Source organism: Kribbella antibiotica (assembly GCF_004349055.1).
GTDB lineage: Bacteria > Actinomycetota > Actinomycetes > Propionibacteriales > Kribbellaceae > Kribbella > Kribbella antibiotica.
In genome coordinates this window covers 24,939-51,904 of record NZ_SMKX01000010.1, presented here as the reverse complement: position 1 = coordinate 51,904, position 26,966 = coordinate 24,939, and the positions used below count along the sequence as shown (strand labels likewise).

22 protein-coding genes are annotated in these 26,966 nt (G+C 67.7%); 14 read left to right on the top strand and 8 right to left on the bottom strand.

Features of this window, described 5'->3' with window-relative positions; all coding sequences use genetic code 11:
• Positions 1-663 carry an HAD family hydrolase gene (locus tag E1263_RS05775; RefSeq protein ID WP_132166114.1) on the top strand — a complete coding sequence of 221 codons (663 nt, stop codon included), beginning with the start codon at positions 1-3 and terminating at the stop codon, positions 661-663.
• Here the strand turns inward: E1263_RS05775 and E1263_RS05770 are convergent.
• Complete coding sequence (locus E1263_RS05770; protein WP_132166113.1) at positions 559-3,150, bottom strand: YfhO family protein; 2,592 nt, start codon at positions 3,148-3,150, stop codon at positions 559-561. The two genes, E1263_RS05775 and E1263_RS05770, sit on opposite strands and share 105 nt — an antisense overlap.
• Before the next feature lie 197 nt (positions 3,151-3,347).
• Here E1263_RS05770 and E1263_RS05765 point away from each other — a divergent pair, with 197 nt between their 5' ends.
• From E1263_RS05765 to E1263_RS05755, 3 genes are read left to right on the top strand one after another with little or no spacing between them, the layout of a single operon-like run.
• A complete protein-coding gene (locus tag E1263_RS05765; RefSeq protein WP_132166112.1) occupies positions 3,348-4,508 on the top strand; it encodes an ROK family transcriptional regulator in 1,161 nt (386 codons plus the stop codon).
• Positions 4,505-5,347, top strand: a complete 843-nt coding sequence (locus E1263_RS05760) for a sugar phosphate isomerase/epimerase family protein (protein WP_132166111.1) — start codon at positions 4,505-4,507, stop codon at positions 5,345-5,347. The genes E1263_RS05765 and E1263_RS05760 overlap by 4 nt, the downstream gene beginning before the upstream one ends.
• Before the next feature lies 1 nt (position 5,348).
• A complete protein-coding gene (locus E1263_RS05755) occupies positions 5,349-6,404 on the top strand; it encodes a Gfo/Idh/MocA family protein (protein WP_132166110.1) in 1,056 nt (351 codons plus the stop codon).
• On the opposite strand, the gene E1263_RS05750 is transcribed toward E1263_RS05755, so the two are convergent.
• The 3 genes from E1263_RS05750 to E1263_RS05740 form a co-directional block, all read right to left on the bottom strand.
• Positions 6,401-7,972, bottom strand: coding sequence for a DUF8094 domain-containing protein (locus E1263_RS05750; RefSeq protein ID WP_132166109.1), 1,572 nt, complete (start codon positions 7,970-7,972; stop codon positions 6,401-6,403). The genes E1263_RS05755 and E1263_RS05750 overlap by 4 nt on opposite strands.
• A 91-nt stretch (positions 7,973-8,063) precedes the next feature.
• Positions 8,064-9,662, bottom strand: a complete 1,599-nt coding sequence (locus E1263_RS05745; RefSeq protein WP_132166108.1) for a DUF8094 domain-containing protein — start codon at positions 9,660-9,662, stop codon at positions 8,064-8,066.
• A gap of 164 nt (positions 9,663-9,826) precedes the next feature.
• Complete coding sequence (locus E1263_RS05740; RefSeq protein WP_132166107.1) at positions 9,827-11,281, bottom strand: KamA family radical SAM protein; 1,455 nt, start codon at positions 11,279-11,281, stop codon at positions 9,827-9,829.
• 174 nt (positions 11,282-11,455) lie between these two features.
• Between E1263_RS05740 and E1263_RS05735 the strand changes: the two genes are divergently transcribed.
• The 3 genes from E1263_RS05735 to E1263_RS05725 all read left to right on the top strand — a co-directional run bounded on the left by E1263_RS05735 (position 11,456) and on the right by E1263_RS05725 (position 15,752).
• Complete coding sequence (locus E1263_RS05735) at positions 11,456-13,087, top strand: amidohydrolase (RefSeq protein WP_132166106.1); 1,632 nt, start codon at positions 11,456-11,458, stop codon at positions 13,085-13,087.
• A 523-nt stretch (positions 13,088-13,610) separates the two neighbouring features.
• Positions 13,611-15,188, top strand: a complete 1,578-nt coding sequence (gene lnt, locus E1263_RS05730; protein WP_132166105.1) for an apolipoprotein N-acyltransferase — start codon at positions 13,611-13,613, stop codon at positions 15,186-15,188.
• Positions 15,189-15,239: 51 nt separating this feature from the next.
• Complete coding sequence (locus E1263_RS05725) at positions 15,240-15,752, top strand: FxsA family protein (protein WP_132166104.1); 513 nt, start codon at positions 15,240-15,242, stop codon at positions 15,750-15,752.
• A gap of 917 nt (positions 15,753-16,669) precedes the next feature.
• On the opposite strand, the gene E1263_RS05720 is transcribed toward E1263_RS05725, so the two are convergent.
• The 4 genes from E1263_RS05720 to E1263_RS05705 form a co-directional block, all read right to left on the bottom strand.
• Entirely contained in the window at positions 16,670-17,236 is a 567-nt protein-coding gene (locus E1263_RS05720; protein WP_132166103.1) for a Uma2 family endonuclease, read from the bottom strand.
• Positions 17,237-17,279: 43 nt separating this feature from the next.
• A complete protein-coding gene (locus tag E1263_RS05715) occupies positions 17,280-18,446 on the bottom strand; it encodes an SGNH/GDSL hydrolase family protein (protein WP_132166102.1) in 1,167 nt (388 codons plus the stop codon).
• Complete coding sequence (locus E1263_RS05710; protein WP_132166101.1) at positions 18,443-19,012, bottom strand: TetR/AcrR family transcriptional regulator; 570 nt, start codon at positions 19,010-19,012, stop codon at positions 18,443-18,445. Before E1263_RS05710 ends, E1263_RS05715 begins: the two co-directional genes overlap by 4 nt.
• Positions 19,013-19,103: 91 nt before the next feature.
• Positions 19,104-19,475: an RNA polymerase-binding protein RbpA gene (locus E1263_RS05705; protein WP_132166100.1), complete on the bottom strand. Its 372-nt coding sequence runs from the start codon at positions 19,473-19,475 to the stop codon at positions 19,104-19,106.
• A gap of 236 nt (positions 19,476-19,711) precedes the next feature.
• On the opposite strand from E1263_RS05705, the gene E1263_RS05700 reads away from it, so the two are divergent.
• From E1263_RS05700 to E1263_RS05670, 7 genes are all read left to right on the top strand, one after another.
• Positions 19,712-21,052 carry an efflux RND transporter periplasmic adaptor subunit gene (locus tag E1263_RS05700; RefSeq protein ID WP_165956492.1) on the top strand — a complete coding sequence of 447 codons (1,341 nt, stop codon included), beginning with the start codon at positions 19,712-19,714 and terminating at the stop codon, positions 21,050-21,052.
• Entirely contained in the window at positions 21,049-21,741 is a 693-nt protein-coding gene (locus tag E1263_RS05695) for an ABC transporter ATP-binding protein (protein ID WP_132166098.1), read from the top strand. The genes E1263_RS05700 and E1263_RS05695 overlap by 4 nt, the downstream gene beginning before the upstream one ends.
• Complete coding sequence (locus E1263_RS05690; RefSeq protein ID WP_132166097.1) at positions 21,741-22,970, top strand: ABC transporter permease; 1,230 nt, start codon at positions 21,741-21,743, stop codon at positions 22,968-22,970. The genes E1263_RS05695 and E1263_RS05690 overlap by 1 nt, the downstream gene beginning before the upstream one ends.
• Positions 22,971-22,984: 14 nt before the next feature.
• Positions 22,985-23,524: a hypothetical protein gene (locus tag E1263_RS05685; protein WP_132166096.1), complete on the top strand. Its 540-nt coding sequence runs from the start codon at positions 22,985-22,987 to the stop codon at positions 23,522-23,524.
• A 168-nt stretch (positions 23,525-23,692) separates the two neighbouring features.
• Complete coding sequence (locus E1263_RS05680) at positions 23,693-25,018, top strand: sugar ABC transporter substrate-binding protein (RefSeq protein WP_132166095.1); 1,326 nt, start codon at positions 23,693-23,695, stop codon at positions 25,016-25,018.
• The gene (locus E1263_RS05675; RefSeq protein WP_132166094.1) at positions 25,015-25,983 is read left to right on the top strand and encodes a carbohydrate ABC transporter permease; all 969 of its coding nucleotides are present in this window, start codon (positions 25,015-25,017) and stop codon (positions 25,981-25,983) included. The genes E1263_RS05680 and E1263_RS05675 overlap by 4 nt, the downstream gene beginning before the upstream one ends.
• A gap of 115 nt (positions 25,984-26,098) precedes the next feature.
• Complete coding sequence (locus E1263_RS05670; protein ID WP_132166093.1) at positions 26,099-26,965, top strand: carbohydrate ABC transporter permease; 867 nt, start codon at positions 26,099-26,101, stop codon at positions 26,963-26,965.
• Position 26,966 lies beyond the last annotated feature (1 nt).

The window sequence follows — 26,966 nt, the reverse complement described above, 5'->3', positions numbered from 1 at the left end:
ATGCGTCGAGTGCTTTTGAGTGATCTGTTCAGCACGTTGATTCCGGGTGGGGACGCCGAGCGGGGTGTGCTGAACGAGGCGATGGCACGGCTGCTCGGGGTCGACACCGCCAGGTTCGTGCGGGAGTTCGATGCGGCTGCTTACGAGCGGTTCACCGGCGTGTACGGCGATCTGGAGACGACTGTCCGCGTGATCGCGGAGCGCTCCGGCGGTGAGCCGACGGACGAGCAGGTGCTGGAGGCAACCAACCTTCGCCGCAGCCTGACCCGCCGACTGATGCAAGCGCCGCCTTCGGCAACGCTCGGCACCCTGGCCAAGCTCCGCGCTGACGGCTGGCGGATCGGCCTGGTCAGCAACATCACCACCGAAACCCAGCTCCAGTGGCGCGACAGCCCTCTGTCGCCGTACTTCGACACCACGGCGTTCTCGTCCGAGCTCGGCGTCGCCAAACCCGAGCCCGCCATCTACCTGGCCGCCTGCGGCGCCCTCGGCGTCACCCCCGCCGAGTGCGTCTACATCGGCGACGGCAACGACAACGAACTCCCCGCCGCAGCCTCGCTAGGCATGCACGCGATCCGTACCCTTGAGCATTCCAACAGCCACCCCGCCTGGCCCGGCGACACCGTCAACACCTTCGCTGAACTCGCCAAGCTCGTCGCCTGACCGCGGCCGGCGCCGCCACGCGACCAGGGCGATCAACAGAAGCAGCCCCAGTACGGCGCCCGCCCCGACCGCGAGGCCCGTGCGGCCACCGGGGAGTTGGTAGCTGCACGCGAGCTCCGAGGCGCCAGCTCGGATCGGGACGGCGACGAGGCCGGCCGCATCGGAGCGAAGCTCTGCCGGGGAGCCGTCGACTGAGCACACCCAGCCATCGATGCCCACGACACCGACAACCGCAGTTGCGGCTGGTCCGGACGGGAGATGCGCCGTGAGCTTGTGGCCACTGACCCTGATGTCGGTCGCAGCGGTCAGCCCGGCGACCGCAGACTCCAGCCGCCCGCGGTCCAAGCAGCCGACGGTGTCTGATGGCAGCCGGCCCGGCTCGGTGAGCTGGAGCGTCACTCGGACCAGTCCGTTCGCATCGGCCGTGCCGACCCGGCGCATTGCGGCGCCGCTGTAGATGCCTGGCCGCTTGCCGCCTGAAATGGGACGCCAGACGCCGTCCACCAGCGCGTTCCCTGGGAAGTCAGGGGCCACGAGGTAGGCGTAGCTGCCCGGCCGGCAGTGCGTGACCAGGTGCACCTCACTGGGCCCCCTCCGGTCGGCCGGTGGCAGCATCCGCACTACGCCGTCGCGGATCGAGACCGAAGCGGTGGATCCGTTGCTGTGGACAAGCTTGGTCATGGTGTAGACGTCAGCGCCGAGAGCGGTCTCCTGCGCTCCGAAGGGCCCGGGGTCCGGCGACTGCCAGAGCTTGGCCGGCCGCAGCGTGACCAGGGGAGCGACATTCGCGTTCTTCACCAGCACAGGACCGCGGCCGACCCGAGCGTGGATGGCGAAGATCGCGTCCACCACTGGGTTCTCCGGATCCTCGAGCGCGCGCCCGTAGGCGGCGTACCCGAAACCCAGCGCCTCCAGAACCTGGGTCGTGCGGTACGGGATGGTGCTGGAGTAGTGCTGCGGACCCTGCCCACCAATCAGCATCGGATCGTTCTGGGTCGTCAGCGCACCAGGTGCGGTCCGATGCCGCGGCCAGTCGTTCACAGACTCCACCAGCTCCCGCGCCACGGCGTGCTCCACACCCCAGGGCCGCGTCCTGCCGAGTAGGTTCGTGCGGTCGAGGACGGCCGCCGTGAGCGTCCCCTCAACCAGCACGGCGCCGATCAGAACAGCCACCGTGCCCCGGCGCAGCCACCGCGGCACCCGCCGTTGCGTCACCAGCCACGCCAGCCCAGCCAGACACAACAGGATCGGTACGGCGACATGCGTCACCGGCGTCGAGTACTCGATGTCCCACGTCCATGTGACCAGCCCGAGCATCAGCGCCATCGGCAGCACCAGCGTGACCACCGAGCCCAACCCCGCACTGGCCGACAGCCACCCAAGGATGACGAGCATCCCCGCGATCACGAAAGCCTGCCGGAACGCATTCCCGTCCGGGGTGTCAAACCCATGCCAGACCCGATGCGTGAACGGGATCTGCAGAGTGGAGGCCGTCAGCACCACCAGCACCGTCCACACCACTCGCTGCCGCAGCGGGATCCGGCGATTCAGCGGGAAGGTCAAGGCGAGGAGGAGCATCAGCGTCCCGACCGTCAACGCCGGTGCATACCCGAGTCCCGACGTACCGGACAGCAGCCGCGCGAGAAACTGCTCCGCCCCGAGCGGGTGAAACTCCCGATCCGGGCTCGGTGTTGCCGCCTTGACCAGCGGGAACGTCGGGATCAGCAGCGGCGCGGTCAGCCCGATGCCCAGGGCAACCGCCAGCGCACACCGCAGCCCGCCGGTCAGTCGCCAGCGCCAAGCCTCTTCTCCCGCGAGCACGCGGGCGAGCGTCACAATCCCCGCAGCGATCGTCGCCATATAGACCGTGTAGAAGTGCGAGGTCCACAGCAGCGCGACGACCAGCGGAGTGACCACCGTCGCCAGCACCGACCTGCGCTGCAGCGTCCACTCGCACAGCAGACAGATCAGCGGGAACGCGATCAGCCCGCTCAACCACAGCGTCATGTATGCGCCCTCGCCGACGGCCCACGCACAAGCGCCGTACGACGCCCCTGCCGTGATCGCGACCCACACCGGACCGCTCGGCCGCAGCATCCGCAGGTACGCCGTCATGGCGCCGGCCGCGAGCCCCATCGCGGCGACCGCGATCAGGTACAGCGCAAGGTCGATCTGCGCGCGCGGGAGGATCAAGGCGATCCAGGACAGCGACGATCCGACATAGGCCATGAAGTCACCGACGAACGGCGTCCCGAAGCCGCTCTGCCAGTTGAAGATCAGGTCACCGTTGCCGCGGCCGGTCACCACATCGCGCAGATAAGCCGCCATCGGGATGAATTGATTGCCGAGGTCGTAGACGTTGCGGGTGCGCTCCCCGAACGGGAACGTGCCACGAACGATGCCCGCAGCAACGAACATCGCCGCCGAAGCCACCCCGGCCAGGAGCGACGGCCAGTGGCTCCGGAACCGGAACAGGAGTGCGCTCATGCCGGGGAGACGTGTGCCGCGGCCCAATAGCTGCACGAAACCGGTAACTGATCGTCACCACTCGGGCTAGCCCGGAATTCGCTGCCCCTCCGTACGGCGCCGGGTACGCAGCGCGAGCCCGAATCATTCCCTTGTCAGGACCAGCGGTCGTCGACTAGCGTGTTTATTAAAGCCGGTTGGATAATTGGTTGGGGTCGATGGAGACTGCACCAGGGACTGCTCATGCCGAGCGGTCGGCGAACCAAGTCGCGTGTCTGCGGTTCCTGGCCGAGGCCGGGGTCGCGCAGACGGTCGGCGTCATCAGCGCCGAGACCGGGCTGTCGCGTCCGACCGTGCACGCCGTACTGGATGATCTCGTCGCGGCCGGTCTGGTGGAGCCCAGCAATGCAGCCTCGGCCGGGCCTGGACGGCCAGCGCGCTCGTTCCGGTTCGTCCGCGAGACCGGACTCGTCGCGGGCGTCGACATCGGTCCCCGCGGCGTGCGGGCAGTGCTCTGCGATCTGGCCGGCGACAGACTCGGGTACGCCGAGCTTGGCCGCGAAGGCCGAGTCGTCGGCGACGTGGTGCGCGCCGCGGTCGAGGCTGCGGCCAAGGCCGCCGGGACCGATCTGGAACGGCTGCGCGCCGTCGGTGTCGCCGTACCGGGTGTGGTCGAAGAGAGTGGTCGACTGCGAGCAAGCCTGGTCCTGCCTGAGGTCGTCGGTGAGCCGGTCGCGGAGATCGTCGCCGCCGAGCTCGAGTGCCTGGTGACCGTCGACAACGACATCAAGCTCGCCGCCCTGGCCGAGCAGCGTGGTGGGGCGGGCCGCGGGCATTCCGACGTTCTCTACCTGCAGGTCGGTAACCGGCTGTCGCTGTCGATCGTCCTCGACGAGGAGATCCGGCAAGGACGCCACCGCCTGGCCGGCGAGCTCGGCGCCCAGCGTGGCATGCGCTGGACCCGGAATGCCGAGCGCGGCCAACTCGTCTGGACGTCACGACCGACCGGAGAGGCCGTGCTTCAGGCGGCCGCCGCCGGTGACGCCGGCGCCAAGGCCGAGATCAAGGATTTCTGCGGGCAGATCGCCGGCCGGATCGCGACCGTACTGCTAGTCGTCGACCCCGATGTCGTCGTCGTGCGCTGCGGCGGTGCCGCCGAGAGCGCGACGCTGCTCGGCCCGCTGGAAGCAGCCGTCGCGAAGGAACTCGTCGTTCCGGAGCGACCACCGTTCGTCGCCGCCGCCTTGGGCCGTGAGGCAGCGGTGCTGGGAGCCGCCGGTCATGCCTTCGACCGCTTCGGCTCCGACATCTACGGCGTACTGAACTACCCGAGTCCGTGGAACAAGCTCACGCAGGACGATGAAAGGAACTACCAGTGAAACTGGGCGTCAGTTCGTACAGCTTCCAAAAGCTCATTGCCAGCGGCGAGATGGACCTGGTCGGGGTCATCGACTGGGTGGCCGACTCACCCGCCGAGCACCTGGAGATCGCCGCCCTCGGTGACGACCTGCTCGAGGACGACAAACTCGTCGAGACCGTCGTCAAGGCCGCCTCCGACCGCGGCGTACCGATCCTGAACTACCTGATCGGCGCCGACCTGCGCGGCGGCGACGCCAAGGAGCTCGACCGCGTTCGCCGCCACATCGACGTCGGCCACCGCCTCGGCGCGCGCCTGTTCCGCCACGACGTCCTGCCGTGGGGCTGGCGCGAGGCGAACCAGGGCGAGTTCGAGCAGGTCTTCCCCGACCTGGTCGCCGGCGCCCAGGTGCTCGCCGACCACGCCGCCGAGCTCGGCATCACCACAACCGTCGAGAACCATGGCATGTCGATGAACGGCAGCGAGCGCGTCGCCCGGCTCGTCCACGCCGTCGACCGGGAGAACTTCCGCGTCACCCTCGACCTCGGCAACGGCCTGTGCGTCGGCGAGGTCCCCGGCCGCACGGTCGCCGGCCTGCTCGACGTCGCGGCCGCCGCCCACGTCAAGGACTTCCACGTACGGCGCTCTGTCCCGGGCGGCGGCTGGCTGAAGACGCTGGCGGGGGAGTACCTGGTCGGCACGATCCCCGGTCACGGCGACCTGGACCTGCGGGCGCTGCTCGCGCTCGTCCAGACCAAGCCCGACCTGCCTGTCACGCTGGAGTTCGAGGGCCTCGAAGCCGCTCCCGGCGCGGTCGAGCTCGGCCTGAAGAACGTACTCGCCCTGGCCGAAGGAGCCTGACATGACCATCAAGATCGCCGTGATCGGTGTCGGCACGATCGCGCAGGAACACATCAAGGCGTACCAGGCGAACCCGGGCGCCGAGGTGGTGGCGCTGTGCGACATCGACATCGAGCGGGTCAAGCAGCGCGGTGAGCAGTTCGGTGTGGCCCGGGTGACCGGCGACCGCGCCGAGATCCTGTCCGACTCCGAGATCGATGCCGTCAGCATCTGCGTCCCGAACAACAAGCACGCCGAGATCGCCGAGGACGCCCTGCGGGCCGGCAAGAACGTGCTGCTCGAGAAGCCGATGAGCGTCTCGGTCGCCGAGGCCGAGGCACTGGTCAAGGCCACCAAGGAGACCGGCAAGTCACTGCAGATCGGCTACGTACGCCGCTACGCCCCGAACGCGCTCGTCGCCAAACGGTTCCTCGACGAGGACGAGTTCGGCAAGATCTACGCCGCCCGGACCACGATCCTGCGCAACGCCGGCAACCCCGGCGGCTGGTTCGGCGACAAGGACGTCGCCGGCGGCGGACCGCTGATCGATCTCGGCGTCCACGTCGTCGACCTGTGCTGGTACCTGATGGGTCAGCCGAAGGCCGTGTCGGTCTCCGGCGCGAGCTTCAACCCGATCGGTGCCCGCGACAACATCCAGCACCTGTCGCGCTACCGGGCCTCCTCCGAGACCCGCGTCAACAACGTCGAGGACTACGCCACCGCGCAGATCCGCTTCGAAGGCGGCGCCATCCTGAACGTCGACGTCTCGTACTCGCTGCACACCCGCAACGAGACAGCCGTCCAGCTGTTCGGGGAGAAGGGCGGCGTCGAGATCGAGCCGGCCCTGCACATGGTCACCGAACGCCACGACACCGTGCTCCACATCGAGCCCCAGATCGACTCACTGGGCTTCGACTTCACCGTCGGCTTCGCCAACGAGATCGAGCACTTCCTGAGCGTCTGCCGCGGCGAGATCGCGGCCGACGCCCCCGCCGAACACGGTCTTGAGATGGCTCGCATGCTGACGGCCATTTATGAGTCCGCGTCGACGGGATCAGAGGTGAAGATCACCCACTAGTACCCGCCGGCCTTGAGTACCTGAGAGGTGAAGGCAACCACTCGTGGGTTGCCTTTGCCCTTGGCGGGTATCGCCAACACGACCGAGTGCAGGGTGGAGGCGGTCAGGCCGCAGCGGTAGCCGCGCGAGGCCGGGCTGAACAGTGTCTCCGCACCCTCGCGCCAGTGGATCGGCGCGCTGCAGTCGGTCGCGGTGACCTGGCTTTCGGTGAGGTTGAAGAAGGCCAGGGCCTCGCCGGAAGTCGTCTGCAACGTCGAGGGCCGAGCCGTCACGGAGAACTGGTCACCGAGCGAGACAATCATCGGCTGGCGAGCTGCCGAGGCCTTGCGACCGGCGCGGTTGGCCAGCAGCGAAGCGACCTCGGGGCTGATCGTGAACGTCTTCGCCTTGGGCGATTTGAGGCCCTCGTTGACGTATTCGGCGAAGCGGGCGGCTGTTGCGGCGGTCGCATCGGAGTTGGCCTCACGAGCGCCGGCGATCGACGGGACTTTCGCGCCGGCACCGACCGGCGCCGCCAACGCCAGCAGCCAGGGTTCACCGGCGGAACGACGATTCCACAGGCCCAACGACTTGCCGGCCGCTGCGAACAGCATCGGATAACTCCCGTACGTCGGCGCCGCGACAACCGCTTGAGCGAAGACATCAGGCGGTGCGGCCGGGCCATTCTGCGCGGTCGCTGCTTGGTACGCCCCTCGGGTCTGATCGAGCCGCGTGTCACCCTCGACCGTGCTGATCGACTTGAGATCGCGGGTGCGAGCGGCCTTCGCAGCAACCTCGTCGTACCGGGTGAGGATCTGCTTGGCAGTGTCGGCGGTGACTGCGGGGCGGCTGAGCGCCGAGACCGTGTTCTGCTCGGGTAGGCCCGAGCACCCGGTGGCCAGTGTCAGCACGGCGACCATGGGCAGCGCCGCACCGGCCTTCACATGCTGCTTCGGAGCGGCCTCCTCCTCCGGAGCAGCCCGCGGCCTGCGGCGAAGCGTCCGCCAGGACAGCGCGAGCAATGCCAGCCCGATCAGCAGCACTGTGAGGGCCGCCAGGAAGGCATGGGGGATCTCGATCCCGAACTCGAGCTGCACGTCCACCGGCGAACCGCCGTCCGCGGGCATCACGACGGCTTGATAGGGACCGTCCTGGATCGGCCAGGCGAGGGACTGCTTGCCGGGGCCGGCGGTCTGGGCCAGCCACCAGTCGAGGCCGACCGGTACGGGCAGCGGCGTCGTGGGGCCGGTGTGAGCTTCGGTACTGAAGGCAACGGGGTACTTCACTTGCACCACTGAGGTGTGGGCGTAGGTCCCGATGTAGCTCGCAACATCGAAGTTGCGTCCCACGCCGAGGAAGACCGGTTTGCCGTCCAGGGAGCGGGCCCGGACGTGGAGCGTCGGGCCGTGCTGATCGATCAGTGTTGGGCTCGTGACGAGCGCACGGCCCTGGACGGCGAGATGCTGCTCGCCGGAGTAGACGGTGTCGTCCGGCCCGATCAGCCAGAAGGCCGCGCCCGCACCCACAATCGTGACGAGCAGACCGAGCACGGCGAGCAGACCGCCGAGGACACCACGAAGAACCCGCACCACAACCCCCAGGAAGAAACAAGAAGGCGTGAGCTTAATGCCTCCGAACACTCCGCACTGACCAAATTGCACGAAGCTGCAGGATCACCCACTAGTATCCGCCGGCCGCGACCATCTGCGACTCGTACGCCGCGACCTTGATCTTTCCCTTCGGAGGAAGAACCAGTACGACGTCGTGCAGGGTCGTGTTCTTCAGCGCACTGGCGTAGTAGGTTTCCGGCGGACTGAACGCCGTCGGATCGCCGCGGTACCAGACGAATTGGTTCTTGAAACCGGCCATGACGAACAGGTACTCCTCGCGGAGCGTTGCCAGCACGAGCGCTTCGCCGCCCTTGGTGACAAATGCCGTGGGCGGCGCAGCGAGGCTGTAGGTACTGCTGATCTTCTGGACCTGCCCCTTGTAGGCCTGGCTGAAGTACTGGCGCTCGCCGGCAAGTTGCTTGAACGAGGCCGCGAACTGCGGCACGACCTCGAACGACGCTCCCTTGGGAGACTTGCCTTCCTTGGTCAGGTACTCGTTCAGCGCCGTGAGCGCTGTGTTCGGTGCCATGGCCAGGTTCTTGCCGTCGGCATCGGTTGCTGGGCGCAGACCATTCAGGTCCGGCAGCTTCGCCGACTTCTGCAAGGTTGCGGCCAAGGTCTGCATCCATGGGCTGCCGGCACTCTCGCGCTGCCAAAGGCCGACCCTCGGGCCCTCGGTCGCCAGGAAGCGCATCGGGTAGCCGCCGTACTCCGGCGCCGCAAAAGTGGGCTTGCCGTAGGTCGGCGGCTTGGGGAGTGGTCGCTTGAGGTTACGGCCGATCGCATAAGTGGCCCGCGTCTGCTTCACCAGCTCACCGCCCTCGACCTGGGCGATCTGCACCTCGTTGCGGGCGCGACCCGCAGCAGTCGCGACCTCGTTGTAGTGCTTGATAACGGCCAGCCCAGCCTCGTTGCTGACTGCCGGGCGGGTCACGCTGGTGACCTTGTCGCGCTGCGGCACCACTGAACACCCAGTGAGCAGACCCAGTACGGCGGTTCCTGCGATCACGCGGTACGTCGTACCGAACTGGGCCGGAGCCGGAGCTGGTACGGCGGGTGCCAGGGCAACCGGCCTGCGGCGGACCACGATCAGCACGATGCCGAGGGCAAGGATCAGCAGCCCGCCGACGAACACCGCCAGCGCGATGAGGAACGCGTTCGGCACCTCGATCCCCAGCCGCACCTGCAGATCAGGCGGGGTCTTCCCGTCGGCGTTCATGATCACCACGTCGTACGGACCGTCCGCGATCGGCCAGGTCAGCGACCCCGTCCCCTTCGCAACCCACCAGTCCAGGCTGCCCGGAGCCGTGAGCGGATCCGCCGCGCCCTTGGACTCCTGGGTGTTCAAAGCGATCGGATACGTCAGCTGCACCAGCTGTGTGTGCGCCACGTCCTTCAGGTAGCTCGCCACATCGAAGTCGCGCCCGACACCGACGAACACCGGCTTCCCGTTCGCCGACCGGGCGTCAACATGCAGGATCGGCCCGTTCAGCTCCAGCAACTCCGGCGTACTGGCGATCGCCAGCCCCTTGCTGACCAGATGCTGATCGCCGGACTGCACGGTGTCGTCCGGCCCGATCACGAAGAACGCGGCGATCCCACCACCGACCGCCAGGACAAGCCCCACCAGAGTCAGCAGCACACCAACAGAAACCCGAACGACCCGCACGCAGAACTCCCCGAACTAGCAACCAACCGGCTCCAGATCGTAGCGGCCGGTTAAGGGCCCAGGGCCCCGAAATCCCGCAGATTGCACGAAGCTGCAGAAACAGAGAGACGCCCCCGGTGCCATCCCCTGCATTGATGGCACCGAAGGCGGTTTGTGGGGCGCGGTCAGATCAGTGGCAGCAGCTTCTGGGCCTCGGCAGCGTTGCGCGACGCGGCGGCGCGGGCCTCGGCGTCGGCCAGCGAGGTGGGAGCGTGCTCGGTCCACCACTTCTGTCCCTCAACCGGCAGCGTGTCGATCGGGTCGTAGTACTCGTAGGTGCGGTTCAACGCGTCCGGGTCCTGCTGCTCGATCCCGGTGCGGTAGTTCTTCTTCCAGTACGAGACACCGCGGACCTCGTCGTACTCCGACAGTTGGTGCACCCACCGCTTGCCGACGTACGGGACGTCGCAGACGATGCGCGGGGTGGCGAAGCCTGGCAGGTAGCCGAGGATGCCGTGCTGCAGGTGCTGGGCTTCCTTGACCGAGACGCGCCAGTGCTCGGAGAACGGGATCATGTCGCACATGTAGAAGTAGTACGGCGTGATGGTCGCACCGTCGAGCAGTGCGAAGCACAGGTCGAGCAGCTCCGGGATGGAGTCGTTGACTCCGCGCATCAGCACGCCCTGGTTGCGGACGTCGCGGAGACCGGCCTCGAACATCGCCTTGGTCGCCTCGGCCACCAGGGGAGTGACGGACTGGGCAGCGTTCACGTGGGTGTGCATCGCGAGCATCACACCGCGCTGGCGCCCCAGCGTGGCAACCCGCTCGATGCCGGCGCGCACATCATCGGACAGCCAGTGCTGCGGCATACCCATCAACGCCTTGGTGGCCAGGCGGATGTCGCGGATGTTCTCGATGTCCAGCAGGCTCATCAGGAACGACTCCAGCCGCGGCCAAGGCATGTTCGCCACGTCGCCACCGGAGACCACGACGTCACGCACACCCGGCGTACGGCGCAGGTAGTCGAGCATGTCCTCGACCCGCGCGTTCGGCTTGGTGACGAACTTCAGCTTCTCGATGACCGGCGTCGAGTTCCCGACCAGGTCCATCCGGGTGCAGTGACCGCAGTACTGCGGACAGGTCGGCAGCAGCTCGGCCAGCACCTTGGTCGGGTAGCGGTGGGTCAGCCCCTCCGTGGCCCACATCTCGTGCTCGTGCAGCGAGTCACGCGTCGCATGCGGGTGCGACGCCCAGTCGGTACGGCGGTCTGTGAACACCGGGAGCATGTAGCGGCGCACCGGGTCGGCGTAGAACGCCTCGGTGTAATCAGCCGCGCCGTGCGGGACGATCGTGTTCAGCATCTGCGGCGGCAGCAGCATCGACATCGTCGCGCGCTCGGCCTGGTCGCGGGTCAGGTCCTCGTAGAACCGCTCGTCGACGAGGTCGCCCATCACGTCCCGCAGCTGCTTGACGTTCTTCACGCAGTGCGAGCGCTGCCACTGGACCGAGCGCCACTCCTCGTCGGTGACGTCCTTCCAGCCGGGCAGCCGGGTCCAGTCCGGCTCGACGAGCTCAGTACGGCGGTAGGCGTACGGCTGCTCGGAACGATCGATCTCTGGGGGGCTGATCAGGTCGGTCACAAGTCCTCCGGAGGTTGGAGCGAAAGTCGTCAAGTGTGAGGATAGCGATAGAACTTCCCCTCAAGGCAACAGTATCCCGCAAGAAATCCTGTGAACATCTGATTTCAGTCGTATTTTGCCTGGTCTCGCACCCTGCCTGAGGCACTCGGAGGCGGCTTGGCGGAGGATGGGTCCGTGCGCACACTGCTGACGAACGGTTCCGTCTACTCACCTGTCGACCCGCATGCGACTGCGATCGCCTTCGACGACGGGGTGGTGACCTGGCTCGGCGACGACACCGGAGCCGCCGCGTACGCCGACGGTGCGGACGAGGTGATCGACCTGGACGGCAAGCTCGTCACCCCGGCCTTCGTCGACGCCCATGTCCACACGGTCGGCATCGGCGTCCTGCTGAACGGCCTCGACCTCACCGGCGCCCGCAACCTCGCCGAGGCGCTGGACCGCCTGGCGGCGCACGCAGCCGGGCTTCCGGAAGGCGCTGTCATCGAGGGCTCCAACTGGGACGAGACTCGCTGGCCCGAACGCCGCCCACCGACAGCCGCCGAGCTGGACCGGGCCGCCGGTGGTCGCCCGGTCTACCTGTCACGGGTCGACGGTCACTCCGGTGTCGTGTCGTCAGCATTCGTCAGTGCGGTGCCGGGACTCACAGCGCGTGAGGGGTACGACGCCAGCGGGCGTGTCGAGCGCGATGCGAACCACGCCGTACGGGACGCGCTGTCGGAAGACTTAGGTGGCGCAGATATCGCAGCTACTCAGGCACGTGCGCTGGAGGATGCGCGAACTGCGGTGCGCGCCATGGCAGCCAAGGGGATCGGTGCGTTCCACGAGATGGCCGCACCGCACATCGGACCGCGCTGGGAACTCCCGCTCGTCCGCCAGGCAGCCGACGAGCTCGGCCTGCACTCCACTCTCTACTGGGGCGAGCCCGGCGCCTTCGAGGTCCTCGACCAGTACGGCGTAGTCGGCCTGGCCGGCGACCTCAACGCCGACGGCGCACTGGGCTCGCGCACCGCCGCACTGCGCGAGGCGTACGCCGACCAGACCGATCACCGCGGCCACGCCTATCTGACAGCAGAGCAGATCGCCGAGCATGTGATCGCCTGCACCGAACGGAACATCCAGGCCGGCTTCCACTGCATCGGCGACCAGGCGCTCGACAACATCGCCCGCGGCTTCGACCTGGCCGCCGAGAAGGTCGGCGTACAGGCTCTCGTGGCGGTGCGGCATCGCCTGGAACACGTCGAGATGCCAAGCCCACAAGCGATTGCGACCTTCGCCCGGTACGGCGTTGCCGCGAGCGTGCAGCCGATGTTCGACGGACTGTGGGGCGGCCCGGACGACATGTACGCCGAGCGCGTGGGGGAGCGGTGGCGCGGCATGAACCCTCTTGCGTCGCTGGCGCGAGAAGGCGTCGTACTGGCGTTCGGTTCGGACTCGCCGGTCACCGAGCTCGGCCCGTGGGAGGCCGTGCGAGCGGCTGCGTTCCATCACACCCCCGAGGAGCGCATTACCGTTCGGGCCGCGTTCCAGGCCCACACGCGGGGTGGCTGGCGAGCGGTCGGCGTCGACGATGCGGGAATGCTCGCACCGAGCTTGCCCGCGACGTACGCGATCTGGCAGAGCGAGGCGGACCTTGTCGTCCAGACGCCGGATCAGCGGGTGGCCGCGTGGTCGACCGACCCTAGGGCCGGCGTACCGGTGCTGCCCGACCTGTCCGACGATGCGCCGGTGCCGACCTGCTTGCGGACCGTGGTCGGTGGCCGCGTGGTGCACGACGTACTGGTTGCTGACGGCACCCAAATTTAAAGGTGTCAAAGGCAACCAACGCGGCTTGTGATCGGGTGCGCAAAGGGGAGTTCCGGCGTACCGGTCGGGTCACGAATAGTTGCCCTGGGTAACGATCACGTAGCGTGCCGAGATGACTCCGAGAGGTGACACCGCTGTAATTTCTGGGCCAGCAGCCGGAAGTGTTACAACGAGCCCAAGGAGCCGGCGGAGAGGTTGACAGCGTCGTCGGCAGCGAGCATCGTTTTGGGAGTCGTCAAACGCCGTTGGACCATTGGTCACACGGAGTTCGGCCACCGGAGATCCCGCGACGCTGACCACGCCAGTGCCAGGCTTGAGTCGACGGGGGCTGAGATCGCCGGTGGTTAGCCCCCCGCGGGGCAGAGGTGGAAGAGGTTCGGAGCCCAGTAGACAACAGCTGTCCGGTTCGCATCCAGTGATCCGGCGGTTGGTCCGAAGGGCACCGAGCCTCTTTCCTCTTTTCTGCCCGATACAGTTATCACCGCCGGTCGCTGCCGGTGGGTGAGGACTGAGGGAGACGGCGTTGAACCGGTTGAAGGCTCTGGGGCGGTTGCTGCCGCGTCTCGTGGTGGCTGTGGCGGCGGGCATCATGCTCGGTTTCGCCTTCGAACCGCACACCCATCCATGGCTCACCGTGATTGCGCTGCCGCTGTTCTTCGCGGCGCTGAACGGCTCGGCCCTGAAAGGTTCGGCACAGTCTTCGAAGGCCGGCTTCCTGATCGGTGCGGCTTTCGGGATCGCGTACTACGCGACGCTCGTCCCGTGGCTCAGCGTCATCGGGGGTGACGCGGCCATCGCCCTGGCGATCCTCGAGGGGCTGTTCTACGCAGTCTTCGGCGCGTTCGCCGTCCGGGTGTTCCGGCACAAGCTGTGGCCGCTGTGGATCCCGTCGCTGTGGGTGGCGACCGAGTTCGCGACGGCATCCGTGCCGTTCGGCGGCTTCCCGTGGGGGCGGCTCGCGTGGGCCTTCTCCGATTCCCCGTTGGGAAGGCTCGCGGCGTACGTCGGAATTCCGGGCCTCAGCTTCATCATCGCGGTACTGGGCCTGCTCGTGTACGTCGTCTTCCGCCAGGCAACGAAGTTCCGCATCCGCGTGCTGGCCGTGCTGGCCGGGGTCGCGATCTTCGGTGGCAGCGCAGTGATCGACCTGCCCACTGACGGCAACGGCAAGACCGTGACCGCGGCGATGGTGCAGGGCAACGTCCCGGGCAAGGGGCTGGAGTTCCTCGGCCGCGCCCGGACCGTCACCAAGAACCACCTGGCCGCGACGCTCGATCTGGAGAAGCGCGTCCAGGCCGGCACCGAGGCGAAGCCGGACGTGGTGATCTGGCCGGAGAACTCGACCGACATCGACCCGTTCAAGGACGACGAGACCCGCGCGGACATCGAGCAAGCGGTCAAGGCAGTCGACGTACCGATCCTGGTCGGCGCAGTCCTCGAGGGCCCCGGCCCGAACGAGCGCCAGACCACCGGCGTCGTCTGGGACCCGCAGACCGGCCCCGGCCAGGTCTACGCCAAGCGGCACCCGGTGCCCTTCGGCGAGTACGTCCCGTTCCGCGAGCAGCTCCTGCCCTACATCAAGCGCCTGGAGATGGTCGGCCGCCAGACCGCACCCGGCAAGACCGTCGGCATCATGCCGATCCGCGGCGTCACCTACGGCGACGTGATCTGCTTCGAGCTCGCCTACGACAACGTCATCGCCGACGTCATGAACGGCGGCGCCCAGGTCCTGATCGTGCAGACCAACAACGCCACGTACGGCGGCACCGGCCAGCCCGAGCAGCAGTTCGCGATCACCCGGATGCGCGCGATCGAAACCGGCCGCACCGTGCTCATCGCCTCCACGAGCGGCATCTCCGGCGTGATCCAGCCCGACGGCAAGGTCGAGCACAAGTCCGGCCAGTTCGTCTCCGACGTGTACGTCGCCAAGGTCCCGGTGCGTGACGGCAAGACGCTGGCAATCCGGCTCGGCGCCTGGCCGCAGTGGATCCTGACCGGTCTCGGCCTGCTCGGCATCCTGCTGGCTCTCGCCTCACGCTCCAAGCCCAAGCCGCAGGCGCCCCCAGCACCGAAGCCCGCGCGCCAGAAGGTTCCCGTCTAGAGCTTTGGCCCGACTCCGTATCCTGGGCAGAAGCAGGAGAAGGGGTTGGACATGGGCTGGTTGGTGGCTGTCGCGCTGCTCTTGGTGCCGATCGTGGAGATCTACGTGATCATCCAGGTCGGCCAGGTGATCGGCGGCTGGCCCACGGTCGCCCTCCTGATCGCCGAAAGCGCCCTCGGCGCCTGGCTCATCAAACGCGAGGGCCGGCGCGCCTGGGCCGCCCTCCAGTCGTCGTTCGAAACCGGCAAGATGCCCGGCCGCGAGCTCGCCGACGGCGCCCTCGTCCTGATCGGCGGCACCCTCCTGCTCACCCCAGGCTTCGTCACCGACATCTTCGGCTTCTTCTTCGTCCTCCCCTTCACCCGGCCGCTGGCCCGCCGCGCCCTGACTGCCTTCCTCGGCCGCCGCGTCACCCAGTTGGGTGCCACTGGTCTGGGCGGCCTCGGTGGTGGCCTAGGTGGACCAGGCCCCGGCTTCGGTGGCTTCGGTCAGAGCCCCAACAGCCCGCGCCCGGCCGACAACGTCGTACAGGGTGAAGTCATCGACCCCGAACCCCCGAGGTAGCGCGCTGTGGCCGGTGGGGATCGGCCGCTGTTGGTACGGCGGGACCGGTTGATCGCCGCTCCGGACAAGCCGGACACGTTGTCTGGGGCTGGTCGCCGCGGCGGCCGCGTTACATAAAGAGCTTGGCTGAGCCCGGCGCGGGGCTGAGGTACTGGCGAGGTCGGCGATCGCGTGACCGTTGCTTGAGCTACCCGCTATGGCTGAGGCCGAAAAGCAGCGCCAAGTGGAAACTCCACGTCGCCATTTGCACAAAACGTTCCACCCAGCTCACCGCGCGGGCTAGTGGGGTGGGGCCGGGGAGCTTTACCCGTCAATCCAGGTCAGTTTCGCTCCCCAACCCACCCGGATACCCGACGAATCAGGCACCGGGGAGTCCCACCGGCATACCCGCCCGCCGATTCGCACTACGCGGGGATTTTTCGGGTCCATACGCCGAAAAACTCACGCGTAATGAGCGCCGCCGAGGCCAGCCGGGCCAACAACCGGGGGCTTGAACAAGAAACAGTGGGCCGAGACAGGTAATTACCTGTTCACGCCCACCACCCGGCCGACAGACCCCCGACAACTGGACAGGCCGCGACGGAAAATAGGCAACCAGCGCGGCGGCCAGGGTCAGCTGGGCACGGCAGCACCCCCGGCCTCCTTGCCAGCGCTTTTCACCACAGCGGCGGGTCACGTTCAAGGCCTCCCCACAACCGGCCGCAACCATAGCGAGCACCTCAATCGGCGCGAGCGCGGTCACCGGCCTCGCCAGTACCTCAACCACCCACCGGGCCCAGCCAAGCTCTTTATGTAACGCGGCCGCCGCGGCGACCAGCCACAGGCAACGTGCCCGGCTTGTCCGGAGCGGCGACCAACCATGCACCGCCGTACCCAACCCGCAGCCGTGCCCGACCGAGAAGCGCCACCGGGCCCAGTCAGAGGACGGCTAGGTCTACCGAGATGTGGAAGGGGACGGCGGCTTTGACTTCGCCGGCGAAGACTTCGGTGTCGCGGTAGGTGCGGCTGGCGGGGTCGAGCACGTAGGTGTAGACGATCGGGAGGCCGGTGACGGCTTGTTCGATGCGCCAGTAGAACGCGATGCCGGCTTGGGCGTACTGGTCGACCTTGACGATGCGGTCGGTGGTCTCTGAGCCGGGGGAGACGACCTCGACGACGAGGAGCACGTGCTCGGGGCGGGTGGGGGAGATGTCGATGGTGTCGGCGCGGTAGACGACCACGTCCGGCCTGCGGTTGGTCAGCGGGCTGTCCTGCAGGCGGACGTCGAAGTCCGTGTCGGCATTCCACTCCGCACCGGCCGCCTGGTCGAGGGCGTTGGCCAGCAGGCGGGCGATGCGGTTATGGCGTTTGGAGGCACTCGGTGCCACAGCGACTATCCCGTCCACGATCTCGATGCCGGCACACTGCTCGGGAGTCCACGAGTCGTACTGCTCGGCAGTGATCTGCGAGTGCATCCAGGCCGGAGCGACCATGTCTACGGCCATGGCCTACCTCCCTCGAATCCGCGACGGAACCGCGCTGCCCTTCTTAGCGTACCTGGGCAGGTGCCGCGAAGGGGCCTTTGCCGGTGAAGGCGAGGGTGCTGAACCGGTCGGCGATGAGGCGGTGGGTGTCGGCGTCGGGGTGCAGGTTGTCGAGCAACGGGTGTGCGGCGGTGTCGGGCTCGCCGTAGAGGTCCAGGCCGTCGAGGTAGTGCAGGTTGGGGTCTTCGGCGGCGCGCTGGGCGACGATCTTGGCCAGTTCGGTGCGGATGACGGCGAGGGTGAGCTTGCCGTCGGCGACCTCGTCGGGGTTGCCGCGGGCGGCGAAGGTGAGTTTGCCTTCGGCCAGCTCGGCGAAGTCCGGGCCGGTCGGGCCGGGGGTGTCCTCGTGGATCGGGGCCAGCAGTGACGAGATGACCAGCAGCGGAGTGGTGGGGTGGCCTTCGCGGATGGTGTCGAGGAAACCGTGGACGGCCGGACCGAAGGCGCGCAGGCGCATGGCGTCGCTGTTCAGCAGGTTGATGCCCAGCTTGATGCTGATCAGGTCGGCGGGAGTGTCGCGGATGGTTCGCGCGATGAACGGCTGCAGCAGCGCCGTACCGCTGAAGCCCAGGTTGACCAGCTGAACGCCGGACTTGGCGGCGACGATCGCCGGCCAGGTGCCCGTCGGGTGGGTCGCGTTGGAACCGTGGCTGATCGAGCTGCCGTGATGAACCCAGACCGGACCCGCAGAAGGCACCGGCTCGACCGGAGCATCGGTGCGCAAGGCAACGAGCTCGGTCGTCTCGTCATGCGGCAACCAGATCTCCACCAGCTTCGAACCAGCCGCCAACTCGAACCGCTGGGTCGCCGACGAGCCCTGAGTCACCTCGGCCCCACCAGTGGCGAAATCGATCGTGATCACGTCGCCGCCGTCGGCGGTCCCCTGAGCGAACAACACACCGTCGACCAGTACGTCGTACACGCCGTCCGGACGCGTCGGGGCGCCGACGTAGGTCCGCTTGGTCGGGATCGTCTCCAGCTCGATGACGGTCGCGTCGGTGCGGAACACGAGCCGCAGTCCGGAGGACTGGGACTCGGCCATGGCGAGCAGCGCGTCGTCGTTCTGGCGCCGGGCCCAGGCCGGGAGCCGGTGCGGCAGGATGCCGCGCTCGGTCTGCTCGAGGTCGATCGCGCCCCGGAGCAGGTCAGTGGTGATGGGGATCGAGATCATATTTGCGTCCAGTTCCGAAGGAGTGAGTCGATGGCGTCGAGGATCCGCGCCCAGCTTTCGTCGCTGCTGGGCGCCGAGTGGGCGAACGAACCGCCGAGCTCGAGGCCGATATAACCGTTGAAGAGGCTGCCGAGCAGCCGGATCGCATCGGTTTGCGCCGGCTCGCCCAGGTCGTAGCCGCGCAGGACCGCCCGGGTCAGCTCCGAATGCCGCCGCCCGGCCTCGACGGCCACCGAGCCGGGATCAACCCGGTACTGCGAAGCGGCGTACCGGCCAGGGTGCTCACGGGCATACGAGCGGTAGACCGAGGCCAGCGCGACGAGCGCATCCCGCCCAGCACGCCCGGCGACCGCGTCAGCGGCCTTGTCGGCGAGCTCGTCGAGAGCAACCTGCGCGATCCGGGTCTTCAGATCGTGCGCGCCCCGAACATGTGAGTAAAGACTCGCGACCTGTACGCCGAAGTGCCGGGCCAGCGTTGATGGGCTGACCTGCTCGAAGCCGATCTCATCAGCCAGTTCCGCACCGGCGCGCGCCAGCCGATCAGCGGTCAACCCTGCACGTGCCATAACTAATTGTGCGCATACCTAAAGGTGTTAGGCAAATGAGCGCATGAGAAAACCCGGACCGCGCCGTTGCGGTCCGGGTTCACTCAGTGAATCAGGCGGTGCGCTTGGTCCGGTGCAGGTGCGCCGGGCCGATCTGACCCTTGCGGAGCAGGTCCAGGCGCTCAGCCAGCAGCTCCTCGAGCTCCGAGATGCTCCGGCGCTCACGCAGCATGTCCCAGTGCGTACGGGCCGGCTTCTCCTGCTTCGGCTCCGGCTTCTCACCGGTCGAGCGAGCGGCCTCGCTGCCGCAGTGCGGGCACTCCCAGATAGCGGGCACCTCGGCGTCGTGCGCCATCGTCACCTCGACCACGTGACCGCGCGGGCAGTCGTACGTGATCATCTGGCGCGGCGCGAACTCGACACCACGGTCATCCTCGAAGCTGACCCCACCCAGCCCCGAACCACGCAGTACGCGATTAGACATGTCATACCTCCGAGATCGTCATCCGTGCCAACGGTCGGTCGGCCCGGATCATTCCCATTTTGGCATGCCCGAGCCGTATGTACGCACCTGACAGCCCGGTCGTGACCCCCTGTCATGGGGCGTACACAGATCACGGTGTGTCGCGAGCTGCCAGGGATATGGACGTTTCAAGTTCACAGTCAGTTGCCAGGAAGCAAGGACCACTTCCTCAGCAATCATCTCTACGTTCAGGTCCCATGGTGCTACCCCGCCACAAACTCCGTGGCCTCAGCTTGCTCAATGTGGCCCTGGTGGCCGTCGTCGCTGCGATCGCCGTCACGGCGTACTTCCTCTTCTTCCGCGGTGCCGAACCGTCGGCGGCGGCCGCCCGCCCGAGCGTGGCGGTGACCCGCGGCGACGTGGTCGCCAGCGTCAGTTCCAGCGGCACGCTCGCCAGTTCGCAGACCGCCTCGCCACAGTTCGAGACCTCCGGCACAGTGACCCAGATCCTGGTCAAGGTCGGCCAGGTGGTCGCCAAAGGCGCCGCGATTGCCAAGATCGATCCGGCCGCGGCCGAGCGGCAGCTGCGGATCGCCGAGCAGAACCAGATCGCCGCCGCGAACTCCGTGAGCGCGGCCGACGAGTCACTCGACGACGCCGAAGACGCCAAGGAAGCCGCCGATGACGCGTCGGCCTCACCCACGCCGACAGGTCAAGCTCAGGCACAGGGTCAGACTCAGACCCAGAACCCGGAAGTTGCCGTCAGCAACGCCGAGGCCTCGCTGGCCCGGGCGAAAGCCGACAAGGAACAGGCCGACCAGGACGTCATAGCCGCCAAGTCGGCCGTCGCCGCGACCACCCTCAAAGCGCCGATCGCCGGCACCATCACCGCCATCAACGGCTCGGTCGGCTCCGCCGCAGGCTCCAGCAGCGGTTCAACCTCCGGCACGACCGGCGGCTCAGGCTCGACCTCAGGTCAAGGTTCAACCTCCACCAGTACGACGTCCGCCGCGGGCACCGGCTTTGCCGACATCTCCGACCTGAAGGCGCTCCAGGTCTCGGCCGCCTTCCCCGAGGCCGACGCGGTCAAGATCAAGGCCGGCCAGTCGGCGACCGTCACGTTGAACGCCGAGCCGGGCACCAACCTCACCGCGACCCTCGCTTCGGTCGCGCCGACCCCGACGACCACCAACGGAGTGGTCGCCTACTCGGCCACCTTCTCGCTGGCCAAGCTTCCGGCGAACGCCCGGATGGGCCAGACCGCGAACGTCACCGTCCAGACCGCCAAAGCCACCAACGTCCTGAATGTGCCGAGCACGGCTGTCGTCACCAGCGGTACGACGAACACCGTGACGATGGCCGACGGCACCAGCCGCGAGGTCACGATCGGCATCAAGGGCGGGAGCTTCACCGAGATCAAGACCGGCCTCACCGAGGGCGACCAGGTCGAACTCCTCCAAGGCACGATCGGCGGCGGCACCGGCCAGACCGGTCAGGGCCGGACCGGGCAAGCCCCCGGCGGTGGCCAGCTCCCTGCCGGTGGCGGACAGTTCCCCGCCGGCGGCGTCCAGCAGCGCAACGCCGGTGGCACCCGGTGAGCAACGACGCTCTGATCGACATCCGCGGTGTCACGAAGACGTACGGTGCCGGGGAGACCGCCGTACATGCATTGCGGGGTGTCTCGCTGCAGGTCGAGGCCGGTGAGTACGTCGCCGTGATGGGCTCGTCCGGCTCAGGCAAGTCGACCCTGATGAACATCCTCGGCTGCCTCGACGTACCGACTCGTGGTGAGTACTTCCTCGACGGCAGTGATGTCGCACGCCTGTCCGAGGACCAGCAGGCACTCGTTCGCGGCCGGAAGATCGGCTTCATCTTCCAGTCGTTCAACCTGATCCCGCGCACCAGCGCCCTGGCCAACGTCGAACTCCCGCTCACCTACGCACACCTGCGCCGTACCGAGCGGCGCGCCCGGGCCAACCGCGCCCTGGAGCTGGTCGGCCTCGCCGACCGCGCCGGCCACCGGCCGAACCAACTGTCCGGCGGTCAGCAGCAGCGGGTCGCGATTGCCCGCGCGCTGGCGACCGGTCCGCGGATCCTGCTGGCCGACGAGCCGACCGGAAACCTGGACGCGCACTCGACCGACGAGGTGCTCGGCATGTTCGACGAGCTCAACGCCGAAGGCCGCACGGTGGTCGTGATCACCCACGAGAACGACGTCGCCGCGCGTGCGCGGCGCCTGATCCAGGTCTCCGACGGCCAGATCGTCCGCGACGAGGTGACGCGCTGATGACACCTCGCGATCTGTTCGGGGCCGCCCTGCGCGGCCTCAGCGCCAATAAACTGCGCTCGCTGCTGACCGTGCTCGGCGTCTCGATCGGTGTCGGTGCGGTCATCGTGCTGGTTGCGGTAGGCAACGGCTCCGGCAAAGCCGTGCAGACCCGGCTGGAGGCGATGGGCACCAACCTGCTCACGGTCTCGACGACCGGTGGCGGCGGCGGTTTCGCCCGCGGCCAAGCCGGCCCGTCGTCCCAGCAGTACGCCCTCACCCTCGACGACGTGAGCGCACTGTCCGACCGCCGCCTCGCCCCGGACGTGGCCTCGGTCGCCCCAGTGATGACAAGCTCCGGTACGGCGACCAACGGCGACACGAGCTACACCATCAACCAGGTCATCGGTACGACGCCGGCGTACCTTCCGGCGACCAACACTCCGGTCGGAACCGGCCAGTCGTTCACCCAGGAAGACGTGGACGGCGCCGAACGCGTCATCGTGCTCGGCCAGACCACGGCGACCGAACTCTTCGGCCGCGCCCAAGCCGCGATCGGCCAGACCGTCAAACTCGGTGCCGTCGATTTCGTGGTCCGCGGAGTGCTCGCGAGCAAGGACAGCACCGGGTTCAACGACCCGAACGCGACCGCGATCGTCCCGATCAGCACACTGCGCGCCACGCAGGCCGGGTACGGCGCACTGAGCCAGATCGTCGTACAAGCCTCCGACAAGGATCGCGTCGACCTCGCCCAGGCCGAGGTCACCCAGCTCCTGACCGCGCGGCACCAGGTTCCGGCCACGACGACCTCGCCGTTCCGGATCACCAACTCGGCGCAGATCCTGCAGACCAGCCAGGACACCGCGGCGACCTTCACCGCGCTGCTGGCCACGGTGGCGGCGATCAGTCTGGTGGTCGGCGGAATCGGGGTCACCAACATCATGCTCGTCACCGTCACCGAGCGGACCCGCGAGATCGGGATCCGCAAGGCACTCGGGGCGCGGCGGCGAACGATCCTCGGCCAGTTCCTGATCGAGGCGACCCTGCTCAGCCTGATCGGCGGTGCCGTCGGAGTCGGCGCCGCACTGATCGTCACCCAGTTCCAGCTGGCCGGGGTCACCCCGGTTCTGGTCCCGTCGTCGATCGCGCTCGCCCTCGGGGTGTCCGCCGCGGTCGGCCTGTTCTTCGGCAGCATGCCGGCGCACCGAGCCGCCGGTCTTCGTCCCATCGACGCACTACGTCACGAGTGAGAGGCACCACCGACATGTCTAACCAGACGCCCGACGAGTTCGCCCAGATCGGGTCCGACGAAGAGGTCGATGCGGCGCTGAAGCCGAAGAAGACACTCAGCCTTCCGACAGCGACCGCCGTACTGGCTGCTGTGGTGGTTCTGGCGATCGGCCTGGCCGGTGGCGCGGGTCTGCACGCTGCGTTCGCTTCGGACAGCACTCCGGCAGCGGCTCAAGGCCGGCCCTCAGGCGGGTACGGCGGTTTCCGGGGCGGCCAGAACGGCCAGGCGCCAGGCGGTACCGGGGGCGCGGCGGCCACGGTCGGCACGGTGGTGTCGGCGACCGATTCCCAGCTCGTCGTGAAGACGCAGAACGGCGATGTGACGGTGAAGCTCACCGGGGAGACCGCCATCGAGATCACTGCCAAGGGCAAGGCCAGTGACCTCAAAGCCGGCGAGCAGGTCGTGGTCACCGGGCAGAACACCGATGGCTCGGTGACTGCCAATTCTGTCCGTCAGGGCGGCACTTTCCCCGGTGGCGGCTTCCGTACTCCGAGCGCGACGCCGACGAACTGATCCCGCTGTCGAGCGCCCGGCCACACCCCGGCCGGGCGCTCACTCATGTCACAGCCCGGCAACAGACATCCGATGAATCATTGACCGCTCTCGTTGGAAAGCGCTATCTTCCGACGAAATGAGTCCCAAAAAGTACAAATGGGGGCTCTCAGGTGAGGAGTGGGCGGGATGTCGAGGACGTTGAAGTGGGTAGCGGTCGGGCTCGGAGCAGCCCTGGCCGTCGGGGGTTGTGGCACCGCTGGTGCACCGAAGGCAGAGCAGGACTCGAAGGCTACGTTGGAACTGTGGACGCGGACCACACCTGGTGGTGACGGCGAGAAGGGCATGAAGAAGCTCGCGGCCGCGTTCGAGCAGGCGACCGGCCAGAAGATCGAGGTCACCGCGATCTTCGACGACTTCGAGACCAAGCTGTCCCAGCGCGCCGCGCAGAAGGATCTGCCGGACATCGTCATGAACGACTCGTCCCAGCTCGGCACGATGCTCACCCAGGGCATCGTCCGCGAGGTCGACCCGGCCGCGGTGAAGGGCACCGACCAGCTGCTCGAGTCCGCGCTGGCCGTGGCCAAGTCCGGCGACGGCAAGATGTACGGCGTCCCGTACTCGGCCCAGGCCTCGGCGCTGCTGATCCGCAAGGACTGGCGCGCGAAGGTCGGCCTGCCGGTCCCGACCGACCTGACGCAGTTCGCCGCGCTGGCCAAGGCGTTCACCACCAAGGACCCCGACGGCAACGGCAAGAACGACACCGCCGGACTCGCCGTACCGGGCTCGACCAAGCGTGGTTACGCCTCCTGGTACTTCTCCAACTTCCTGTGGGGCGCCGGCGGCGACTTCATCGCGAAGGGGGCCGACGGCAAGTACAAGCCGGCCATGTCCACGCCGGAGTCCGTCGCCGCGACCAAGTGGTTCCGCGACCTGGCCTGCACCGACAAGGTCATCCAGCCCGGCGCCGCCACGATGGACACCCCGCCGACCAACGAGACCTTCGAGTCCGGCAAGGCCGGCATGTACGTCGTCGGTCCGTACCTGATGCCGCGGTTCGACGGGAGCCTCGGCAAGGACAAGTACGAGGTCGTCCCGGTCCCGAAGGGCGCCAAGGACTCGACCGTGCTGGCCGAGGGCGGCAGCGCCTACCTGATGGCCGGTTCCAAGAACGAGGCCGGGCAGAACGCCTGGGCGTCGTACATCATCTCGCCGGAGGCGCAGACGCTCGGCATGCAAGGCGAGAAGGCCTTCAACGTGCAGCTTCCGGTGAACAAGACCGTGGATGTCTCCTCGGTGCGCAAGGACCCGCGGTGGAAGGTGTACGCCGAGGTCTACCGCGACCACAGCCGCTACGCGCCGAGCATCCCGAACTGGACGCCGATCCGCCAAGCCAGCGCCGACACCGTGAACGCCCTGATCGCCGACTGCGGTCTGGACGTCGCGGCCGAGCTGACCAAGCTGGACGGCAAGCTCGCCGAATCCCTCAAGCAGCAGGGCATCGGCGCGTCGTGAGTGTCCGTGAGGCGGAAGCCCGACCGGCGGGGCGGGAACCGCAAGCGGCAGCAGAGGGGGCGCGGCGGACTCCGTCGCGCCGCCTCGGCCGCAACCGGCGCGCCGCGGGGAAGTGGTGGGTCCCGTGGCTGTTCCTGGCCCCCGCACTGATCCTCTTCGCGTACTTCAAGTTCCTCCCGATGATCCAGGCGATCTCGATGTCGGTGCAGGAGGTCCGGCCCTACCTGGGCAACCTGTACGTCGGCGGGGCGAACTACAGCGAGATCCTGTCCTCGGAGGGGTTCCGCTCGGCGACCTGGAACACGATCGTGCTCGCCGTCGGCCAGACCGCCGGCTCCATGATCCTCGGGTTCGGGCTGGCGCTTCTGGTGGAGGGCCAGACCCGGAAACTGACCTTCATCCGGTCCGCGGCGTTCCTGCCGGTGGTCGTGCCGATCGCCGTCGTCGCCGAACTGTGGCGGATCATGTACCACCCGACCGGCGACGGTCTGCTCAACCAGATCCTCGGACTGGTCGGGCTCGGGCCGTCGGGGTTCATCAACGACCCCGATACCTCGCTCGCGTCGATCGTCGTCACGGGCATCTGGCGTGGGGCGCCGTACGACATGATGATCTTCCTCGCCGGACTGGCCGGGATCGACCGTGGGCTTTATGAGGCCGCGGTCGTGGACGGCGCCTCGACCAAGCAGCGCATCCTGCACGTCACACTGCCGGGGCTGCGGCCGGTGTTCGCGATCTTGTTCGTGCTCGCGGCGGTGCGTGGATTCCGCGCCTTCACCGAGGTCTTCCTGCTGACCAACGGCGGGCCGAACGGCTCGACCGAGGTCCTGATGACCTTGATCTACAAACTCGGCTTCGAGCAGAACAGGCTCGGCATCGCATCCGCCGGCGCCGTACTGCTCTTCCTGGCGACGCTCGTCCTGACGGTGTGCGTCCAGTTGCTCCGAAGGAAGAAGGTCGCATGAGCTGTACATATTGCGACGCTCCGCGCCGCGGCTCATGGGGCTGTAACTCCAGTCCTTCCCTCGTCACTCCAGTCGCTTCGCTCCCTACGCTCCTCAGTCCAGGCCAGGAGGCCCCATGAGCGCCGCTACCGACACCGCGCTCGGGCTCACCGAGAGCACGAGCGTGGGCGCCCGGATCGCCAAGACGGTGATCTACAGCCTGCTGTTCATCGTCTTCGCCGGGCCGCTGCTCGCACTGCTGGTCAGCTCGTTCAACCACGTGTCGGACCCGACCCAGCTCAGCATCATCCCGCGCAGCCCGACGCTGGACAACTTCAAGATCGCCTTCGACCACGGCGTGCTGAAGTACCTGGCCAACTCGTTCTTCGTGGTCGGCTTCGGGCTGCTGCTCCAGGTCGCCGTCTCAGTGCTCGCGGGGTATGCACTGGCGCGGAAGATCTTCCCGGGGATGACGCTGGTGATGGTCGCGATCCTGGCCACGATGATGCTGCCCGAGGAGATCCTCGCGCTGCCATTGACCTTGGTCCTCGCTGACGTACCGCTGGTGCACCTGAACCTGATGGGCACTCTGGCCGGGATGATCGTGCCGCTCGGCGCCTGGGCGTTCTCGATCCTGGTGATGACCGAGTTCATGAAGGACGTGCCGCGCGAACTGGAGGAGGCGGCCCGGATCGACGGCGCCGGCGAATTCCGGATCTTCGCCCAGATCGTCCTTCCGCTGTGCAAGCCGGCCCTCGGCGTGATCGGGGTCTTCGGCTTCACGATGATCTGGGACCAGTACCTGCTGCCGTTGCTGGTGGCCACCAACTCCGACTCGTACACGCTGCCGCTGGCACTGCGCACGCTGCGGATCGACCCGATCGTGACCCCGGGTGTGGTGATGGCGGCCTCGTTGCTGGCCCTGCTGCCGTCGGTGACGGTCTTCCTGTTCTTCCAGCGTTCCTTCGCCCGCGGCCTGACCGCGGGCGCGTTGAAAGGGTGAG

Excerpts from the sequence above, each read along its gene's own strand:
- E1263_RS05775 (WP_132166114.1), top strand. The coding sequence starts at position 1 with ATGCGTCGAGTGCTTTTGAGTGATCTGTTCAGCACGTTGATTCCGGGT.
- E1263_RS05770 (WP_132166113.1), bottom strand. The coding sequence starts at position 3,150 with ATGAGCGCACTCCTGTTCCGGTTCCGGAGCCACTGGCCGTCGCTCCTG.
- E1263_RS05765 (WP_132166112.1), top strand. The coding sequence starts at position 3,348 with ATGGAGACTGCACCAGGGACTGCTCATGCCGAGCGGTCGGCGAACCAA.
- E1263_RS05755 (WP_132166110.1), top strand. The coding sequence starts at position 5,349 with ATGACCATCAAGATCGCCGTGATCGGTGTCGGCACGATCGCGCAGGAA.
- E1263_RS05725 (WP_132166104.1), top strand. The coding sequence starts at position 15,240 with ATGGGCTGGTTGGTGGCTGTCGCGCTGCTCTTGGTGCCGATCGTGGAG.
- E1263_RS05720 (WP_132166103.1), bottom strand. The coding sequence starts at position 17,236 with ATGGCCGTAGACATGGTCGCTCCGGCCTGGATGCACTCGCAGATCACT.
- E1263_RS05715 (WP_132166102.1), bottom strand. The coding sequence starts at position 18,446 with ATGATCTCGATCCCCATCACCACTGACCTGCTCCGGGGCGCGATCGAC.
- E1263_RS05710 (WP_132166101.1), bottom strand. The coding sequence starts at position 19,012 with ATGGCACGTGCAGGGTTGACCGCTGATCGGCTGGCGCGCGCCGGTGCG.
- E1263_RS05705 (WP_132166100.1), bottom strand. The coding sequence starts at position 19,475 with ATGTCTAATCGCGTACTGCGTGGTTCGGGGCTGGGTGGGGTCAGCTTC.
- E1263_RS05700 (WP_165956492.1), top strand. The coding sequence starts at position 19,712 with ATGGTGCTACCCCGCCACAAACTCCGTGGCCTCAGCTTGCTCAATGTG.
- E1263_RS05690 (WP_132166097.1), top strand. The coding sequence starts at position 21,741 with ATGACACCTCGCGATCTGTTCGGGGCCGCCCTGCGCGGCCTCAGCGCC.
- E1263_RS05685 (WP_132166096.1), top strand. The coding sequence starts at position 22,985 with ATGTCTAACCAGACGCCCGACGAGTTCGCCCAGATCGGGTCCGACGAA.
- E1263_RS05680 (WP_132166095.1), top strand. The coding sequence starts at position 23,693 with ATGTCGAGGACGTTGAAGTGGGTAGCGGTCGGGCTCGGAGCAGCCCTG.
- E1263_RS05670 (WP_132166093.1), top strand. The coding sequence starts at position 26,099 with ATGAGCGCCGCTACCGACACCGCGCTCGGGCTCACCGAGAGCACGAGC.